11 protein-coding genes and 1 pseudogene are annotated in these 18484 nt (G+C 67.9%); 3 read left to right on the top strand and 9 right to left on the bottom strand.

The window, feature by feature from the left end; genetic code table 11:
- Nucleotides 1–604 precede the first annotated feature (604 nt).
- Entirely contained in the window at nt 605–1402 is a 798-nt protein-coding gene (locus ACIO9J_RS16930; protein WP_401999229.1) for a restriction endonuclease, read from the top strand.
- Here ACIO9J_RS16930 and ACIO9J_RS16925 read toward each other — a convergent pair.
- Genes ACIO9J_RS16925 through ACIO9J_RS16915 form a run of 3 tightly spaced genes read right to left on the bottom strand, consistent with a single transcriptional unit; the run spans nt 1353 to nt 4982 of the window.
- Complete coding sequence (locus ACIO9J_RS16925) at nt 1353–2672, bottom strand: UDP-glucose dehydrogenase family protein (protein WP_401999226.1); 1320 nt, start codon at nt 2670–2672, stop codon at nt 1353–1355. The genes ACIO9J_RS16930 and ACIO9J_RS16925 overlap by 50 nt on opposite strands.
- Before the next feature lie 56 nt (nt 2673–2728).
- On the bottom strand, nt 2729–3187 hold the full coding sequence (locus ACIO9J_RS16920; protein ID WP_401999223.1) for an NUDIX domain-containing protein: 459 nt from the start codon (nt 3185–3187) through the stop codon (nt 2729–2731).
- Between the two features lie 28 nt (nt 3188–3215).
- Complete coding sequence (locus ACIO9J_RS16915) at nt 3216–4982, bottom strand: asparagine synthetase B family protein (RefSeq protein WP_401999220.1); 1767 nt, start codon at nt 4980–4982, stop codon at nt 3216–3218.
- Between the two features lie 322 nt (nt 4983–5304).
- Here ACIO9J_RS16915 and ACIO9J_RS16910 point away from each other — a divergent pair, with 322 nt between their 5' ends.
- The gene (locus ACIO9J_RS16910; protein ID WP_401999217.1) at nt 5305–6702 is read left to right on the top strand and encodes a sporulation protein; all 1398 of its coding nucleotides are present in this window, start codon (nt 5305–5307) and stop codon (nt 6700–6702) included.
- 437 nt (nt 6703–7139) lie between these two features.
- Nucleotides 7140–8951, top strand: a complete 1812-nt coding sequence (locus ACIO9J_RS16905) for an ATP-dependent nuclease (protein WP_401999214.1) — start codon at nt 7140–7142, stop codon at nt 8949–8951.
- A gap of 84 nt (nt 8952–9035) precedes the next feature.
- On the opposite strand, the gene ACIO9J_RS16900 is transcribed toward ACIO9J_RS16905, so the two are convergent.
- The 6 genes and pseudogenes from ACIO9J_RS16900 to ACIO9J_RS16875 form a co-directional block, all read right to left on the bottom strand.
- On the bottom strand, nt 9036–9482 hold the full coding sequence (locus ACIO9J_RS16900) for a hypothetical protein (protein WP_401999212.1): 447 nt from the start codon (nt 9480–9482) through the stop codon (nt 9036–9038).
- The gene (locus tag ACIO9J_RS16895; protein ID WP_401999209.1) at nt 9479–11578 is read right to left on the bottom strand and encodes an integrase; all 2100 of its coding nucleotides are present in this window, start codon (nt 11576–11578) and stop codon (nt 9479–9481) included. The genes ACIO9J_RS16900 and ACIO9J_RS16895 overlap by 4 nt, the downstream gene beginning before the upstream one ends.
- Nucleotides 11575–13380: a hypothetical protein gene (locus ACIO9J_RS16890; protein WP_401999206.1), complete on the bottom strand. Its 1806-nt coding sequence runs from the start codon at nt 13378–13380 to the stop codon at nt 11575–11577. Before ACIO9J_RS16890 ends, ACIO9J_RS16895 begins: the two co-directional genes overlap by 4 nt.
- 127 nt (nt 13381–13507) lie before the next feature.
- A complete protein-coding gene (locus tag ACIO9J_RS16885; RefSeq protein ID WP_401999203.1) occupies nt 13508–14971 on the bottom strand; it encodes a hypothetical protein in 1464 nt (487 codons plus the stop codon).
- Between the two features lie 119 nt (nt 14972–15090).
- A pseudogene (locus tag ACIO9J_RS16880) lies at nt 15091–17193 on the bottom strand (ComEC/Rec2 family competence protein); the annotation flags it as partial.
- On the bottom strand, nt 17190–18350 hold the full coding sequence (locus tag ACIO9J_RS16875) for a helix-hairpin-helix domain-containing protein (RefSeq protein WP_401999200.1): 1161 nt from the start codon (nt 18348–18350) through the stop codon (nt 17190–17192). The gene ACIO9J_RS16875 and the pseudogene ACIO9J_RS16880, both read right to left, overlap by 4 nt.
- Nucleotides 18351–18484: the final 134 nt, after the last annotated feature.

Raw genomic sequence — 18484 nt, 5'->3', positions numbered from 1 at the left:
TTTTTTTTTTTTTTTTTTTTTACCACTTTTTTTTCTTGTTGTTTTTGTGGTGGCGGGCGGCCCGGCCGGGCCGCCGCCATGCTCAACAACCAGAGCAAAGATGCGCGGAAGAGAATCTACTCCAGAACGCCTGCCGGGCGTCAGCACGGGCGCTTTCTTGATCTTTGGTTGGAAGTCAGCCCCTTCAGCCCCTGTAGTTCCACAAATCTGGCGGCCGCGATCCTGTGAACAGGCGTTTTCGGCCGACGGTCCCGTGGTGGCGGGGAGGGGCCTGGCAGCATCGGAGAGCTCGGAAGGCCCCGTTGGCTTCGTGTCAGCGGTCCGCGCTGAGGGTGCCGCGGCCGTCGACCACGCGTGGGCGGGATCGCGGCGGAGGAGGGCCTTGCTGTCGTGACCGGCGCCCGCGACCACGCCGGCTGGCTCTCGGCCGCCCCGAAGTGTGGCTGCACTGTCAGTGCGCTGTGGTCCACTGAATCGTCGTGCGGGAACACCAACTGGCCGAGGAGACCGTGTGGTTGGAGATGGGGCGCGGGCAGAGCTGAGCGGCGAGCTCGCTAAGTTGCGCGGGCATCTTGCGGAGGCGCGTGCGACGTTGAGGGTGTCTGTGCCGCAAGGACTGAGCGAGGACGAGCATGAGCGTCTGCTGGAGCGGCGCGAGAAGCTGCAGTTCGCCGCGCTCGCCGTGGGGGCGGTCATCGCAGGCGCCGCGTTCATCGGCTTCTTCGTCTGGCTGGGCGCCTGGCTGAACGATCACTGGGGGATCTATGCCGTTCTGCCCCAGGTGGGCCTGATGCTCGTGGTCTTCTTCGGGGCGGCGGCAGAACAGCGCCGCAGGTGGGAAGAGCGTCGAGCGCAAGGGTTACGGATGCAGCTGTCCGAACTGGACGAGTCGGACCACCGGACCTTCGAATACGCCATACGCGATCTGATGCGGCGCGACGGATTCACAGCCGAGCGAGTCGGCGGCGCCGGTGACGATGCCTGCGACGTGCGCGCCGTGGATCCCGACGGCCGGGTCTGGGCCGTCCAGTGCAAACACCGCCGCGACGGCTGGGCAGGACGAGCCACGGGCGTCGGCGTGCTGCAACAGGTCAACGGGACCGCGGCGCAAGTCCATGGCGCCGAGATCGCCGTCGTTGTCACCAACGGACGGTTCAGCGGACCTGCCGTGACCTGGGCCGAACGGCATGGGATTCGACTGATGGACCGCCACTGTCTGGAGCTGTGGAGCCGGGAGGGCCAGCCGCTGTGGGAGGCACTCGGGAGTATCAAGCGCCCCCGACGTCTGCCCAGTCGGGCGCGCCGACCTCGACCGGTCCGGGCGACGCGCCGCGCAGGATTGAACCGGAAGTTCAGGGTCGTCCGAGGGCCCGGAAGGTCCATCCGGCTTCGCGCCAGGTGACCGGGTTGAGGGTGCCGCGGCCGTCGATGACCTTCGGCGTGGTGGCGAGGGTGGCGAGGCGGTGCGGGTCGGCGTGCGAGTACTGCGGCCACTCGGTCAGGTGCAGCAGCAGGTCGGCGTCCTGAACGGCGGCGATCGGGTCGTCGAGGTAGTCGAGCTCGGCGTGGATCTTGCGGGCGTTGTCCAGGGCCTGGGGGTCGGTGACGGTGACCGTGGCGCCGAGCTCGTGGAGTTTCTGGGCAACGGCCAGGGCGGGTGAATCGCGGATGTCGTCGGTGTTCGGCTTGAACGCGGCGCCCCAGATGGTAATCCGCTTGCCGGCGAGGTTCCCGCCGAGCTGCTGGCGGGCGAGGTCGACCATGCGTTCGCGGCGCCGGTTGTTGATCGCGTCGACCTCACGGAGGATCGCCGCGGCCTGGTCGGCGCCGAGCTCGCCGGCCCGCGCCATGAAGCCGCGGATGTCCTTGGGCAGGCAGCCGCCGCCGAAGCCGAGGCCGGGCCGCATGCCCCGACGTCCGATCCGTGCGTCGTGGCCGAGGATGTCAGCGAGGGTGGTGACGTCGGCGCCGGAGGCTTCGCAGACCTCAGCGATGGCGTTGATGAAGCTGATCTTTGTGGCGAGGAAGGCGTTCGCGGACGCCTTGGCAAGCTCGGCGGTGGCCCAGTCGGTGACGATCGTCGGCGTCCCCGACTCGATGATCTTCTCGAAGCACTGCCGCAGGACGGCTTCGGCCCAGGAGTGCTCGCTCTCAAAGCCGAGGACGAGCCGGTCGGGGCGGAGGGTGTCCTCGATGGCGAACGACTCGCGCAGGAACTCCGGGTTCCAGGCGACCTCGACGGCGTCGCCGGCCGGGGCGAACTCGTGGAGGATGTCGCGGACTCGCGGTGCGGTGCCGACCGGGACGGTCGACTTCACCGTGACCACGGCGGGGCTGTGCAGGCGAGGTGCGAGCTGGCGGACGGCCGCGAACAGGTGGTCGAGGTTGTAGGCGTTCTCGCCAGGGTGCTGCGGGGTGCCGACCCCGATGAAGTGCAGGACGCCGAAGGCGGCGGCCTCCGCGTAGGAGGCGGTGAAGCTCAGTTTTCCGGTAGCGGTGTGCTTGGAGATGAGGTCGTCGAGGCCCTGTTCGTGGATCGGGGCCTTGCCGGAGTTGAGGACGGCGACCTTGTCCATGTCGGAGTCCATGCCGAGGACGTCGTGGCCGAGTTCGGCCATGCAGGCGGCGTGGGTGGCGCCGAGGTAGCCGCAGCCGATGACGGTGAGCTTCATGAGCGGGTGTCCTTCCAGAGGGTGCGGTGGGGGCCGCCGCAGGCGGCCCCCACCCGTCACCGGGGAAGGCGCCGCTTGGGCGGAAGGCTGGTCAGGTAGCGGTTGATGCCGTCCCGGATGAAGAACGGGATCTTGAGGTCGTCCAGGAACTCGGGCGCGAAGAACTGGAGCTTGACGCCCTCGGCCAGCGGGAGCTGGGTCTCATCCCCGTCCCAGTGGGCGGAGAAGAAGCTGATCAGCTGCCCGGAGCCGTGCTCGTCGGGGATGTCGCAGAGCTGCAGCAGGCTCTCGACCTCGTCGCCCAGTCCGGCTTCTTCGTTCAGCTCGCGGCAGATCGCGTCGACTTCGTGCTCGCCCGGATCGCAGCCGCCGCCCAGCAGGCTCCAGTAGCCGGGCCAGGCGATGCCGTCGATGTCATCACGCAGGTGGAGGAGGAGTTCGCCGCGGCTGTTGACGATGATCGCGACCGCTCCGCGGGCGGTGGCCGGAGGACCGGCAGTGGTGTCCTGGTGCATCCGGACACCGTAGTGATGTGAGCGATCGTCATGCCGCCGCCCTCACCGTCTGGTCGCAAAACCAGGCAGCTGCCATCAGGGCCTGCATCCTGGTGCGGTCGAACCGCCCTCCCGGCTTCAACCCGCCTTCCAGCAGCGGCCGCATCGCGGCCGGGGCCTTGGTCAGGGCGGTGCGGATCTGGGCATCGGCCCAGCCGGCGAGCTTGCCGTTCAGCCAGGCGGGGACCGGGGAGGCGAAGCCGAGCTTGTCCCGACTGCCCCAGACCTCCCGCGGTAACCCGAGCGCCTTCGCCGCATCGCGGAGGATTCTCTTGCCCTCGGCGGGGTGACAGATTTTGTGCCTCTGGGGCAGTCGGTAGGACAACTCGACCAGGTCGCGGGCCAGGAAGGGGGACCGGCGTTCGAGGGCGTAGGCGGAGGCGAGTTTGTCGCTGGTCATCACCAGTGGCCGCCAGGCCGTCGCCAGGTCAGCGAGGGTGAGGGCTCGGGCGAGGTCTCCGTCGGCCTTCTCCATCGTGCCCGCGATGAGGTCGTGGATGCGCCGGTCGGGGTCGGGGCCGCGCAGGACGAGCCGGGTAACCGCCTCGGCCGGGTGAAGGGCCTCACCGGCTGCGTGCATCAGTTTGGCGGCCAGCGGTTTGTAGGCGTCCATCCCGGCGGCCAGGACGGCGTCCGGACCGAACAGGACCAGGGCCTGGCGGACGTAGCCCATGAGGAACTCGTCCGGGCCGAGTCCACCGATGGCGACCTTCAGGCCGAGACCGGCGATCTTCCGGTAGGCCATGTACTCGGAGAACGTGGCCGCGTTGCCCATCGGGTAGTCCAGCGCGGACATCATGTGCGGCAGCACCTTGGTGAAGTCGATGGGATCCGGCTCGACCACCACCAGTTCGGCGCCGATGTCCCGGGCGATCGTCGCGGCGATCTTCGACTCGTCGAGGCGGTCCTGTCCGGGGTAGCGGACGGTGACGCAGACCGGCGGCCGCATCAGGTAGGCCAGCACCGAGGAGTCCAGTCCGCCCGAGAGCAAGAGCGCGAAGTCGCAGGCCGGGGCCCGCAGCGGGACCTGCTCGGCCAGGACGACGGAGTACTTCGCCAGGGCTTCGCGATAGGTGCCGGTGAACGGCTGCCGGTCTTCCAGGCGCCAGTAGACGTGCTGGTCGAGCGAGCCGGTCATGACGTCGAAGGACAGCAAGTTCGCCGGGGCCAGCAGCTGGATGCCCTGGAAGGGAGTGTCGACGCCGGTCGGCGTCTCGATGGCGAGGACCTCGGGCCGCAGGACCAGGGGTGCGGGTCCGTAGCCGGTCAGGGTGGTGACCTCGCTCGCGAACGCGAGCCGGCCGCCGTCCAGGCGCCAGTAGAGCGGCTTCTCGCCCAGCCGGTCCCGGGCGAGGAACAGCTTCCCGACTCGCGGGTCATAGACGGCGAGGGCGAACATGCCGTCCAGTCCGTCGAGGCAGGACGGGCCGATCTTCGCCCAGGCCCGCAGCAGGAAGTGTGAGTCCGTGTCCCGGGCGCCGAGTGGGATGCCCCAGGCGGCGGCCTGGGACCGGTAGTTGTAGATCTCGCCGTTGAAGGCCAGCAGGATCCCAGTCTCGCGGTCGAGGTAGGGGCCGGGCTCGGCCTGCGGGTCGACGATCAGCAGCGTGTTCATCGCCAGCACCGCCCGTCCATCCAACGCGGCGGCGTGCATGGTGCCGTCCGGGCCTCGATGCGCTTGCGAGGCGCCCATCGCGCCGACCGTGTGCTCGTGGCGGACGGCGTCGGCTCCGGCCAGTCCTGCGATTCCGCACATATCTGGTTCACCCCCGGGTGTGGTGGTGCCTGCGGCGGCCGCCGCAGGAAGGAGATATGTTCCGGTTCCGGCGGCGGCCTGGACTCACATCACAGCCGCCCGCAAAGAGCGGAGGCAGGGCTCGCAGGGGGGCTCACAACTCGCAAAGACGGTTCGCGGCCCGTCGGCGAGGAATATCGTCAGAGACCCACCACGCGGAACGCGTACGACTCTTGGACCCCAGTCGAGTACGAATCTCTCGTGCTCCACCAAGTACAGACATACGTACTCAACCGTCTGTTCGAGCCGTGCGTGGTCCGGTCACCGGCAAAAGGGGAGAGTCGTGGCATCGACCGCCCGCCGGACCCGTCCGCCCAACGCGGACCTGGCCCGGCTCATCGAAGCCAGCGGCGCGAGCCATAAGTCCCTGGCTCTGCGCGTCAACCAGCTCACCCATGCTGCCGGGATAGAGACCGACTACTCACACACGTCCGTGGCGAACTGGTGCCGCCGGGGGATGACGCCGAAATGGCCGGTCCCTAAGCTGTTGTCGCAGGCCATCAGCGAACGGCTCGGCCGACCCGTCAACCTCGGCGAGATCGGTATGGGCGAGGCGGAGACAATCGACGCGGATGTGGGGTTGGATTTCCCGCGAGACCCCGCCGACGCCGTCCGCGTCGCCACTTCGTTCTGGAGCTCCGTGAACCGCCGCGACTTCCTCACCGGCACCGGATCCGGCTTCGCCGCGTCCGCCTTCACCACCCCCGTCACCCGCTGGCTCGTCACCCCCGCCGACGAGACCGCCGACCACAAGGGCGGGAAGCAGGTCGGCCGGGCCGACCTGAACGAGCTGCGAGAGGCTGCCGAGGAGGCCAGGCGGTGGGACTCGAAGTATGGCGGCGGGAACTGGAAGGCCAACTCCGTCACCGACTGCCTCGACCACGGGGCTGCCCCGCTGCTGGAGGGATCCTTCTCCGATGAGATCGGCCGGGAACTCTTCAGTGTGACCGCCGAGTTGTCGAGACTCGCCGGGTGGACGGCGTTTGACGTCGGTGAGCACGATGCCGCCCAGCGCCACTTCATCCAGGCCCTCCGCCTCGCCCGCGCCGGAGGTGACGTCCAGCTCGGCTGCTATGTCCTGACCACCATGGCGATGCAGACCCTGATGCGCGGGTTCGCGTCCGAAGCCGTCGATATGGCCCAAGGCGCCTTCAACCGGGCGAAGGGCCAGGCCGTCCCGAGGGTGCTGGCGTTCACCAAGCTCATCGAAGCCCGAGCCCATGCCCGCGAGAACGACCCCAGGGCCGCCTCACGGGCCCTCAAAGCCTCCGAGGACCTCCTGGGCCAGGCGAAGGACGACAGCGGCGACGAGCCCGCCTGGATCGACTTCTATGCGCACTCCCGCTTGTCCGCGGACGCCGCCGAAGTCTTCCGGGACCTGAAGAACCCCAAGGCCGCCCTGACCTGGAACCAGCAGGCCAGCGCGATGCCGACCGGGGTCTTCACCCGCTCCGTCGGCATGCGTCTCGCCATCGTCGGAACCGCCCACCTCCAGGCCCGCGACCTCGACCACGGCCTCGAACTCGGCAACCGGTCCATCGACATCCTCGCCCGCGTCCAGTCCGCCCGCGCCAAGGACTACGTCCGCGAATTCAACACCGCCCTCGCCCCCTGGCGGCGCGAGCCGACCGTCCGCGAGTTCATCCACCGCACCCGCACCGAGCTCGGCGTCGCCGCCTGAGGTGCGGTTGAGACGTGCCGAATGAGCATGGCCGCGCACGGACCTTCCCTAAATCTCAGCCCCTTCAGCCCCTTGAAGTCGAGCGGAGACGGGCCCATGACCAAGCGCTTCGTCCTGGCGACTGCAGGCGTCGCCGCCCGGGCCATGTTCGCGAGGGCGGAGTGACCGGCAGGTCGGCGAGACCGCAGCCGGGAACGGCTCAGCTCCTTCACTAGCGGTTTCTGCCTCACCCGCCCCTGCGGAGAGCGCACTCTGTGATCATGCAGCCAGGTATCTCGCAGCCTTCACCCACCGTTGACCACGAGGTTGCGAGATCAAAAGGCCGCAGTATAGCAATAACTCCCAGGATTCGATAAAGACTTTCCAAAGTTCGCCGCCCGCAGTAATTTGTGTGGTCGTTCCAGGTCGAAACCACACTGTCACCCGGAGGTGGAAGCGTGCGCTTATCACGCATATCTGTGTCAAACTTTCGGGCTGTCAGGGAATTCGCCGTCACCGATGTCTCCACTCACTCTCTCGTGGTGATGACCGGACATAACGGTGTAGGGAAGACGAGCATCTTGGACGCTTTGGTCTTCCTAACGCTAGGGGCTAGCATCGGGAAGCACCCGATCGGCCCTCACGGCGGCCATGCCGAAATTGAGGCATCGTTCACTTTCGATGACCATGAGCTAGGCATCCTCGACGCCGAATGCCGGAAGAGGCTGGGGCGCCCCGTAAAGACCGAGAAGGAATATAGCCGCAAGGTCATCATCGGAGATGATGGGCGGAGGCAGGTATCCGGCGATGAGGAGCTAAAGGTCGCTTTCTCGCCAGAGTTCAAGGCAAGCCACCCATTCTCAGAGATCACCCTCGTCGGCCCCTCTCAGATCTTCAACCTCAAGAACAGTCCCACCATCAGCCTTGGGGCCCCCTTAAATCCCCAGGCGACCATCAAGTCCCACTCCGGATGGAATCACCCAACGAGAGACACCGAGGGGTATCTGGCTTCGGTGGACTACGAATCGATGCTCGCCAAGCGTGAGGGAAGAGAGGGAGAAGACGCGTTCGCCGTTATATCTGAACAGTTCAGGGAGCTAACTGGCCAGATCCTCCTCAGGCCTTCCTCGAAGCGGGGCTCTGGGGCCAGCTATTTGTCGGTAGCCCTGCCCGATGGGCATCGTCACGGGCTGGAGGGACTGTCCAGTGGGCAGCGTGGCGCCCTTGGGCTCCTTTGCCTCGCCCATTACCTCAAGACAACGGGTGGCATCGTCCTGCTCGACGAGCCCGAGGTCCACCTCCACCCCTCGCTTCAAGTTCCATTGATGAACCACTTCCGGGATCTCCCCTCCTCATCACAGGTCCTGGGGGTTACCCACTCGAGGGAGATCGTCGCAGCCCTCCCCCCGCGCCGCATTATTGAGATCCGGCGCGATTCAGGGAAGGGAAACCAAGCTCATCGTCCAGCGTCCCCTTATGGTGCGTCAGTGTCACTCGGGCACAGTGTCGCCGATGGCATGCTGATGGATTTTCAGCTCATTGTCGAAGGTGAGCGCGATGAGGACGATCTGCCCTTGCTATTCCCCAACGAGATCAGTCGCGCCATGGTGGTAAGGGCGGGAAACTCAAAGGAGGTCCTAAGCCATCACCGATCCTTGGCAGCGAGCGTAAATCAGCTGCCATGGATCTGCCTGATGGATCGCGACCTCTTGACCGCGGAAGAAGTTCAGAGCCTTTCCGTCGAGTATCCGCATCTTCATGTCTGGCCTCGCCGAGCCCTTGAAAGCATGCTGCTTCACCCTCCTCTCATCTCTTCCGTTTTCCTGGAAACAATTGGACGCAGAATCTCGGAGAAGAAGGTGGAGGAGATGCTCCGAGAGTTGGCCATGCCATTCATGGGGGAGGTAGCCGAAGCTCTCGCCCACGCGGCGAAGAATCGCATCCATCCTGCACCCCGACCGGGGGATTCCAAGTCCCCACCTGATCACGATACTGCCTATGCCCGTGTCCTTGAGGCCCGCGCTGCTGCATGGAATGACATTTTGTCTGAGCAACAGGAGCTGGTTCGAGGCCGCTGGAATGAAGATTGGCTGGACCTAGTTGAACCGAAGAGGCTGCTAGGTGCTCTCCAGACCGAGACGAAGGTCTTCGGAAAGATTCATCTCCTGAAGGCGGCACTAATGACTCGGGCTAGCCGGGATCAGGAAGTCCGCCCCCCAGGCCTGGAGGAGTTTCGTATCAAGATGGCCCAGGCGGCGACTTCCGAGTGAGTCCGGCAAGAACAGTCAGCGCGGCCCCGGCCCGACGGCGGGCAGAAGATCACGGACCTTCTGGTCCCTGAGGGCTCTCGGGCTTCAGCGACGCTGACGGGGTCCCCTGGGACGGAGGGGTGTGACGACGCCTGAGACGTCCTTGTCGAGCTGCTGCCGCAGGGCTTCGTTGTCGTGGTAGAGGGCGGCAATCGCGGTCTGGGCAGCTTTGAGCTTGTTCTCCAGGAGGGTGCATTCCCGGGTCTTCTTGGCCAGGCGCTTCTTGAGGTCGGCGATGGCCGCATCGCGCTTCGCTTCGCCGGGGGTGGCCTTGCCGTGGGCGGCAATGTGGGTGTCCCACTCGGCCAGGATCGCGTGCGCGCGGTTCATGGTCGCGCGGCTGACCTGGGCTTCTTTGTAGAGGTTCTCTTTCGTGAGGCGGCCGTCGGTCCGTTGTGGACGGCCCTCGAAGAGGCGGGTCTTCGCTGCCCGTAGGGCGGCGGCGGTCTTGGGGCTCACCTGGTCTTCAGGGGTGTCCGCGGGGTGCGTCACGGGGACTCACCTGCCATCTTGAAGACATTGCGGGTGATGTCGAGTTCACGTTCGGCGAGGTCCCGGCGGCAGGCCGGTGTGGAGGGGTTGTTGATGAGCTCGAGCTGGGTGCGCTGGTGGGAGTCATAGATCGGCAGGTGCTCAGGGCCGATCATGCTATTCGCGCACCGGTCGGGCCGGCAGCGTTCGTCGAGCGGGCCGACGTGTCCTTCGGGGACGATCGCGTTCTCAAGGCAGACGGCACCAACGGGATTGGTGTGGTCGGCGGTGCAGTTGTTGAGCATGCCGAACCGGATGTGGATCCGCGTGGTGCGCAAGAGGCTGTCAGCGGTGCGGGCATCGCCGTTGCGGGCCTTGACGGTGGCGGCGATCTGGTCGAAGGCGTCCTTGACGCGTTCGGCTCCGGGCCCGAACCCGATCTCCTCACCAGCGGTATGACGCTCGTAGAGGTCCTTGATCTTGCGGAACTTGACGTTGTCGAGGGCATCCTCGAGATATTTCGCCCACTCCTTGTCGGAGGCGGCATAACCACGGGTGGTGGCGTTGGCTAGGGCCCGGGCAGCGATGTGCTTGAGCTGAATGCCGGTAGCGATCTCAGAGCCAGGGAACTGGTCGGTGAGCATCGCCATCGTCCGACGGAACATGTGCGGGCGGATGTAGGTGGCGGGGATCGCGTCGAGCCCCGTCCAGGCCCGGTTGGTGTTCACGAACCTCACGAACGCCGCGAGCATCAGGGGGCCGTCAATGGTGCCGCCCTGCCTCGAGGTATGGACCGGTGCGAATACGCGCTCGGGGTGCAAGGAGACGGCCTCCGCGACCGCGAGGGCTTCGACGAGAGGGCCGGCAATCCACCAGTGCTTGCCGGGGCGGTTGGTGGTTCCCTTGATCTTCGTGGAGGCGATGGCGGGGGTGTTGTAGTGCTCGACGACGGGATCCCGCAGAATCTCGTGGACCTCTGAGTCGCGCATCATCGACAGGCCCACTACCAGGGTGAATGCGGCGTTGCGCAATGCCGTCTTCAAGTCGGTCAGCGCCCGCAGGTCGATGCCGGGGTGCCAGGGGCCCGTGGTGCCATCCGGCCGGGTGACCTGTACCAGTTCTCCGGTCAGAGCGTGGGTCGTGGTCCGGCCCTTGGCCACCGTATTCAGGATCAGCTCACGTCGCCGCGTTTTCAGCGGATCACGAGCACTGGCGGTGAACGCCGAGCTGTTGATGCGGTCGTAGCCCAGAAGGAGTGTCAACAGGTTCCAGTTCACCTGTGGGTCCGGGGCACCAGCGGATGCGACATGGACAGGGATCTTGTTCTCAGGCTCGGCGAGCCACTGTTCAAGTCGGGTGTCGATGCCGACCACTGAGAGGCGGGCGTTGGCACTCAGCTCCCGAACGCGGCCATCGGCGCGCAGGACGTCGGGGGCGAAGTCATGAACGTAGGCCCAGGCCGCACGGATCAGCGGGAACCACGTCTTCGGAGGAACCGTCGGGGTGGCGATCGCGTTGCCGGGCTGGGACCGGGCGACATCGCGGGCGCTCTGACCAGGCCAGGGATCCCCGATGGTCCAAGGCAGGCTCAGGGCGGGCTCAGCAACCGCCAGGTTCTTCAACGTGCCCACATGCCCTCTGACCGTTTCCGGGGCCAGCCCCGCCGCGGCCAAGCCGGTGATGTGCTGTCGCAGGTCTGCTGCGGTCCAGGTATCCGGATGGACCGGACGTCCGTTCTCGCGTCCCCAGCGCGCTGCGGCTCGCAGCCGTGAGGCGATGTGGTTCAAGGTCACAGGGATGCCGGAGCCTTCGAGGACGACCCCGCTCTTGAGGACCACGGGGTGCCGCCGGTTCATGACGATCATCATGAACTCGCGTGCCAGCAGGTTCCAGTACGGTTCCTCCAGCTCGCGGCTGAAGTTGACCTTCCAGCTGCTGGCGCTGACGTTGGCGGGGCGCTTGAGGACCCCGTTGAAGTCCCAGGTGCGAGTATCGCCGAGCCGGGGGACGCGGGCCCCGGGCTCGCGGGCCTCTGGCAGTAGGGCCCGGCCCCGGACGACTGGCTCGTCGTCCCGGAACAAGAAGGGGCGTCGCTGCTGAGGCAGGGGCAGGATCATGCGTCGAACTCCGTGTTCGCGGCCAGCGGCAGGTCCAGGACGGCCTGGCCGGCTTCGATGTGCTTGTGGGCCCGGGCCAATTCCTCGTCCGTGCGGTCGTCCAGGACGGCGCGCAGGTTCACCCAGCTCTGCCCCCAAAGCCGGGTGAAGACCATCGGGTTCAGCCGAACACGGAGCCTCTCCAAGTGATCTTGGAAGAGCAGTAGCTGAGGAAGGTTCGAGGGGAGAATCCAGGCGTTTCGGCATTCCAGGCATCGCAGCGGGGCGACCGCGCAGAGTTCGCCGGGGCGACTGAAGGGCGACTGATAGGGGTTCTTGCAGTGGGAGACACCCATGTCGAGCTGGCCGGTCATGATGTCCTCGGCCTCCTCGGGAGACAGCCCTGCGTCCGTGAGCAGACCATGATCGGCCTCCTTAGAGACGACGGTGGGACCGTCGATGCGGTCGAGCGCCTTGTCGAACCAGTGCTGTTGGGCGGTGGCGATCGTCCGGCCGGACAGGATCCGCAGCGTGGTGCCTTGTGCGTAGTGGCCGGCGAAAGTCTCCTCGGTGTGGTCGTCTGCGGCCGCACTGATGCGCCCTTCGGTCACGATGGCCTTCTCGACCTTGACCGATTTGCGCATGCGGCCGATGTGCCGATCGCCCTTGATCTCGACGCCCATCATGTCCAGCCAGCTGCCGAACGATGCTCCCTTGACCTCTGGGATCCAGCGGTCGAACAGGACGGTGAAGTCGCCGCGGACGGTCGCGCGGACGAAGAGCGTGTCGGTGACGTGCGGGGCCTTGGCGCGAGTCCGGGCGGTGAGGTCCAACAGCTGGCGGACCACTTCGCTGGCCTCACGCCGTGGCCAGTTCACGGTGAGTCGCCCCTCAGTGTCGCCTTCCGGGGTGAGATCCCCGCGTGCGGCGCGGTCTCGAAAGGCCCGATGCCGCAGCAGCCCGGCCCGGTTCTTAAGCAAGGTCAACCGGACGCCCTTGGGCAGGAACTCGATCTCCTTCTCACCGAAGCCAGTGACCTCCTCGGAGGTGTAGCCGGTGGCGTCCATCAGCAGAACACGGAAGGCGTGCAGGTCGAGGGTGGTGGGATACAACGTCGCGATCAGCTTGCAACACAGCTGCCGACGCGCCACTTTCGAAACCAGGACTCCGCCCGGGCCCGAGGCGAACTCCTGCAGTTCCGGCGGCCATTCCCGGGCGTGCGGCAGCTGCTGGCGGATGTCGTCGGGGGTGACCTCCTCGTGGGCCAAACCCCAAAGCAGGTCGGCGATGCTGGTCCAGCTGCCCCGGCCGGGGTGGCTTCCGCGCTCCGCCCAAGCCCAGCCCTTGTCCAGGCGTTGGCGGGTCGCATGAACACTCTGCCAGGCAGCGCGGACCAGAGCCCGCTTCTCCTGCCGCTCGAACTCGTCCCGTTCCCTCTTCTCCCCGCTGCCCAGAAGCGCGGGACCGCCGGCCAGCCGGGCCAGTTCCGGGGCAACCAGGCGGTCAACGTGGTCGTCCCGGCGGACAATCAGCACGCGCAGGGCACTGGCAAACACCCCGGGATATGTCGAGCCCGGAGCGTAGTCCTCGGGCAAAGACAGCTCCCAGTCGACCAACGTGTCGAAGAGCCCCGGATCAGACAGGCTCGCCTCCTCCGCCGTTGGCCCCAGCACCTTGTCCACGTACGCGCAGAGCCGGTTGATCGCCGTCCGGTAGACCCCTGCAGAGCCCTTAATGGCCGTGGCGGCCACGTACTCAACCCACTCGTCTGCCAACTGCATCGCCAGCATCGAGCAGCGGAAGTCCGATGGATCGACCACCATGACTCTTCCGGAGGCGTTGACAACCCGAGGGCCGATCCCGCCCGGTGGAACCGGGTCTGCCAAGGCCACCAACAACCGCTCGCGCTCTTGCTTGGTCCGACGGCCGGGCCTGGTCGTCCTCGACATCTCAGCGGCCACCCTTCGCGCCGGACAGCGCGTGGGCGGCAATCTCGGCATAGGTCGCATCTTCGTCGCCCACCCAGCCGGCGAACGCGGCCTCGAACTCGTTGATCAGGTCGTCCGTGTACTGGAGATACTCGTAGGTCGTTTCTGGACTCGAGTGGCCAAGTCTTCGGCTTACGATCAGCAGCGGGTTGTGCCGGATGTGACCGGACAAGTACGAGCGGTGCCGACGACGGCGGGCCTGCAGGTCCGGCTCCTCTCCGTCCATGAGGTTCTCCAGATAGGTCAAAAGCTGCAGAGCATAGGTGTGCCTTAGGTCGTGCCATCGCCACCGCCGGGCGGGAAGGTGCGGGGTGGTCTCGTCGGCGAGCGCGTTCATGCGCGTCCAGGCCCGGTGGCGGTAGCCCTTCCAGGCGTCCGCCCCAGGCATCAGGCCGCCGCGGCAGACGAACAGGGACAGTGCCTCCAGACCGAACTCGCCCTCGTAGACGGTGATCCGCCGCATCTTGGCGTCCATCGCGGACATCTCGAACTCGCGCACGACACCGTCCAGGACGCCCCTCACCCAGCCACCGGAGACGTCCACCTCGTCGACCACGAACAGGTCGCGGGCCTTGCGCTCCAGGGTCCGGGCCGCCCTGCGGACGATGTCCGGCCTCTCTAGCAGGCAGAACAGGTCAGCGGAGGCGACAGCGTCCTCGGGGACGTAGACGGTGCGGGCCTTGCCGTATTTCGCGCATGCCTGGACCGTGTACTCGGCGGCCCCACCCGGCATTCCGGGCCACAGCCCGATCTCGGGAAGCAGCACCGTCGACCACTCCCGCCACCGTTGCCCCGACCCCAGGGCGATATCCGAGCCCGCCCGGTTGCGTAGCGGCGACCACCCGCGGAAGGCCCGGTCCACCTGGGCGTTGGGCAGTTGGCCGCCCAGTCCCACATCACGGAAGTAGCGGTACTGATCGAAGGTCAGATGCCGGATATCCATGCCGATCCGAACCCGCGGCGCCAGCGCGTTGCGTCCTCGCGCCGCCACCCGGACCGGCCGGTGCGACAGGATCTTGCGGTCGACCAGGAAGCCGTAGAGGTCGTCCAGGACGAACGACTCCTTACTCCACGCATCCCAGCCGATCGGCTTCCTCTGCCTCTGAATCCGATAATTGCGGTAGGCAACGAGGTCGGACTCACTCGCCGACAGAACATCACTTTCCAGCTTGGCCAGGTAGTTGTCCGTCCTGTAAACCGCCCGCCCGTAGTCCTTCAGCGTGCCCTCGTCCAACAACGACGTCGACAGATACCGGCCGTACTCACACAGCGCCGGCACCGGCATCTGCGTCTCCTCGTCGAGGAACACCGGCGTCCCGTCGAGCACACCGCGCCGCTCCAGCAGCGCAGCCACCTCGCCCGCGGAGATCACATCACTGTCCAGGAACCTCTCCAGTCTCCCGGACTGCACAAAGGCAAGATCCACGCTCACCCCTCCCCCAGGGGCCGGGGAGGAACTCCCGTCAGCTCACCTGTCTCGTACCGCTGCAACGGATCGAGACTGAACCACAGATCTCATGAGACAGATTTCAACAGCAGAAAGAAGAAATGCGTCAGGAGGACGAGGGGAATGCGCGTGATCCCGAGCGAGCGCAGACAACGGTCCGCCGCCACGGGGTCCGGCCCGGCGTCGACGACCACCGCCGCACCGCCTCCCGCCGCGAGCACCGTGGCATCTCCCTGCCCCACGTCACACATCACCATCCGCCACCCCGTCGGCGGCCAGCCCGTGATCACGCGGGTCAGCGGCGGTGGCTGGACGATCACCAGAAGGAGGAGCAGGGCGCAGCCGGCGCAGAGCCAGGGGCGTCGCACCAGGGACCGCCCCACCAGGACGAGGGCTGCCGTGGCGAGCGCGAGCAGCAGTCCACCGATCCAGTCGCCCGGCCAGTCGAACCCGCTGCCGGGCAACGCCGCACCGGTTCTGGCGATCTCCGCGATCCACTCCGTCGGCCAACTCGCGCACCAGGCAAGCACCTTGGCGAGGGGCATCAGCAGGGGCGCCGACGCCAGCGCGGCGAAACCGAGCACGGTGGCGGGCGCGACGGCGAACTCCGCGAGGAGATTGCACGGCACGGCCACCAGACTCACCCGGGCCGCGAGGACGGCCACGACGGGTGCGCACACCGCCTGCGCTGCGGCCGCGGCGGCCAACGCGTCGGCGAGCCTCGGCGGCACCCGGCGCCCGCGCAGTGCCGCACTCCAGCGCGGCGCGAGCGTCAGCAGCGCCCCGGTCGCGAGCACGGAGAGCAGGAAGCCGTAACTCCGCGACAGCCATGGGTCGTACAGGACCAGCAGCAGTACGGCGGCGGCCAGCGCGGGGAGCAGAGAACGGCGCCGTCCGGTGGCGATGGCCAGCAGCGCGATCAGTCCGCACGCCGCTGCCCGCAGCACACTCGGGTCCGGCCGGCAGACGATGACGAAGCCGAGGGTGAGCGCCCCGCCGAACAGCGCGGTGGCCCGCAGCGGGAGACCCAGCCTCGGCGCGAGGCCACGCCGCTCGGAGCGCTGGGCAAGCCCCGGCGGGCCGATGAGCAGCGCCAGGACAATCGTCAGGTTGGCCCCGCTGACTGCCAGCAAGTGCGTCAGGTCGGTGTCCCGGAACGCCTGGTCCAGCTCGGTCGGCACCCGCGAGGTGTCGCCGATCACCAGCCCCGGCAGCAGCGCCCTGGCATCGGCCGGCAGCCCGTCCGTGGCCTCGCGCAGCCCGGCCCGCAACTCTCCCGCCAGCCGCTGCGCTCCGTTCGGCGCCTCGGTCACGAGCGGCGTGTGCTCGGCGGACACCCTGAGCACCGCCGCCGCTCTGCCACTCTCCGGCAGCGGCGGCGCGAGCTGCGCCCGCACCCGCAGCCGGGTCGAGGGCGGCAGCGCGAGCCATTCCTCGGCTTCGGGGCGCACGCCCGGCTCACCGGCCGGGCCCTCGTCCCTCGCCGCATCCCGTGCCGAGTCCGTCCGCACGATGACCAGGACCGGCGTGCGCGTCACGGTCTCCGTGCCGTCCGTCTCCGTGACACGGACTACTTCCGCGTCCAGCATGACGGCGGGCGGCATGGCGTGGGCCGTCGCCGTACGGGGCCGGGTGCGGCGCGGGTCGGAGGTCACCTCCAACTCGGCCCCGACCTGGGCGTACTCGCCCGCCAACGTGGGCACGGGGCCACGGTGCAGATCCGCCCCGTGCAGCGCCGCGGAGCCGGCCGACGCCGCCGCGCAGAGCAGCGCTCCGGCCACCGAGACACGGCCCCAGGCGCCCCGCCCTGACACACCTCGCTCCCGCGTGCTTCGCCCTGACGCGCCTTGCTCCCGCGCGCCTCGCCCCCAGGGCGCTCGTCCCTGCGCGCCTCGTCCCACGCGGACCTCACCCGCATCGCGAGTCCCACGCCGCACCGTCCACGTCACCAACAGGACACCTGCCGCCGCCACACAGCCCACCACGGTGGCGACCGCCCACCGGGGCGGAGCGTCCAGCATCAGCGCGGCCGCCGCCCATGCCGCGAGGGCGGGCGGCACCAGACGGAGGTCGACCGGACCCTCCTGCCGTGGATGCGAGGCGCCGAGGCGATGGCCTGACGCGGCGTGCACCGCCGCACGCGGTGGCGTCGCGGTCCGCTCGTCCGGGGCTCCTCGCGCCCCATCGGAACCCGACTTCATGGCCGTACGAGATCCTGGAGATCGGCGAACCGCCGGTCGCCGATTCCGTTCACCTCACGGAGCTCTTCGACGGAGCGGAACCCGCCGTGCTCAGTGCGGTAGTCGATGATGTGCTGGGCCAACACCGGCCCCACTCCCGGCAGTTCCTCCAGCTGCGCCGCGCTCGCCGTGTTCAGGCCGATCGGCCCGACGGTCCCCGCCCCACCAGCTCCCGCCGTTCCTCCTCCCGACACCCCCGCGCCCGTACCTGTACCTGCCGCACCGGCGCCCGCTCCGCCCGCCGCCGAAGCGGGCGCGGGACCTCCCACCACCACCTGCTCGCCGTCCATGAGGAACCGCGCGCGGTTGAGGGCACCCAGGTCGGTGCCGGGTTCGGGCCCACCGGCGGCCCGCAGGGCGTCGGCCACCCGGGACCCGGCGGGCAGCCGCTGGATTCCGGGGCGACGGACCTCTCCGCTGACGTCCACGACGATCGCGGCGGCCGCGCCCGTCGATCCACCACGGCCTCCGTCGGCTCTGTCACCGTCTCCCCCGCCCGACGCCCGCCCCGCTTCGACCGGCGGCCCCGGGGAGGGGGCCGGCTCCGCCTCTCGATCTGCGGCCGCCCCCGCCTCGCGCACCACGTCGGGAGGGCGCACCGGCTGGGTCCTCCCCGTCCAGAAGTGCTGAGCGGCGAAGGCCCCCACCACGGCAAGGACCACGACGAGGGCGATTACCCCTCGCCGCTCCAACCCGCACCGCGACTGCAACCACACCGGCAGCCGTTCCCGCATGGCGAGCCCCAGCCGCTCCCGCCGCGAGGGCCCGGCGTCCGCCCCCACACCGGAGCCGATCCCGGCGCCAGGGCCAGGGGCAGGAGCAGAGGCAGGGACGGTGTCGGCCTCCCCTTCCGCCGCCCGCTCCCGTGCCACCTCCGGCCCCCGAGGCAGCAGCCCCACGTCAGCACCCGCCACGTCCAACGGCGGCGAAACAGGCGGTGGTTGACCGTCCCGGTCGACGAAGAGTCTCTGCGCGCGCAGCCGCACCGCATCCGCCGAAGCGCGCCTGCGTCGGGCCCGCCCACGGACATGACGGCTGCTGGCCCGCCCGTCGGACGCGGGCGCGCGGCCGGGTCCACTCGTCGCGGAAGATGCTCGGGAAAGTGATCGAAGTGTCATGCCGACGACGTTAGGCAAAGCCGCCGAATCTTGTTGATCTTGGTCAATTCCCGTGGATTACTCGGCAGTTGTGGATATCTCCACCACCCGTACGAGCGACACCACCGCACAGATCAGCCCCAGCGCACCATGCG

Source organism: Streptomyces sp. NPDC087300, from assembly GCF_044744425.1.
Taxonomy (GTDB): domain Bacteria; phylum Actinomycetota; class Actinomycetes; order Streptomycetales; family Streptomycetaceae; genus Streptomyces.
Note: the sequence above shows the minus strand (reverse complement) of the source record. Positions and strands in the feature narration are given on the sequence as shown.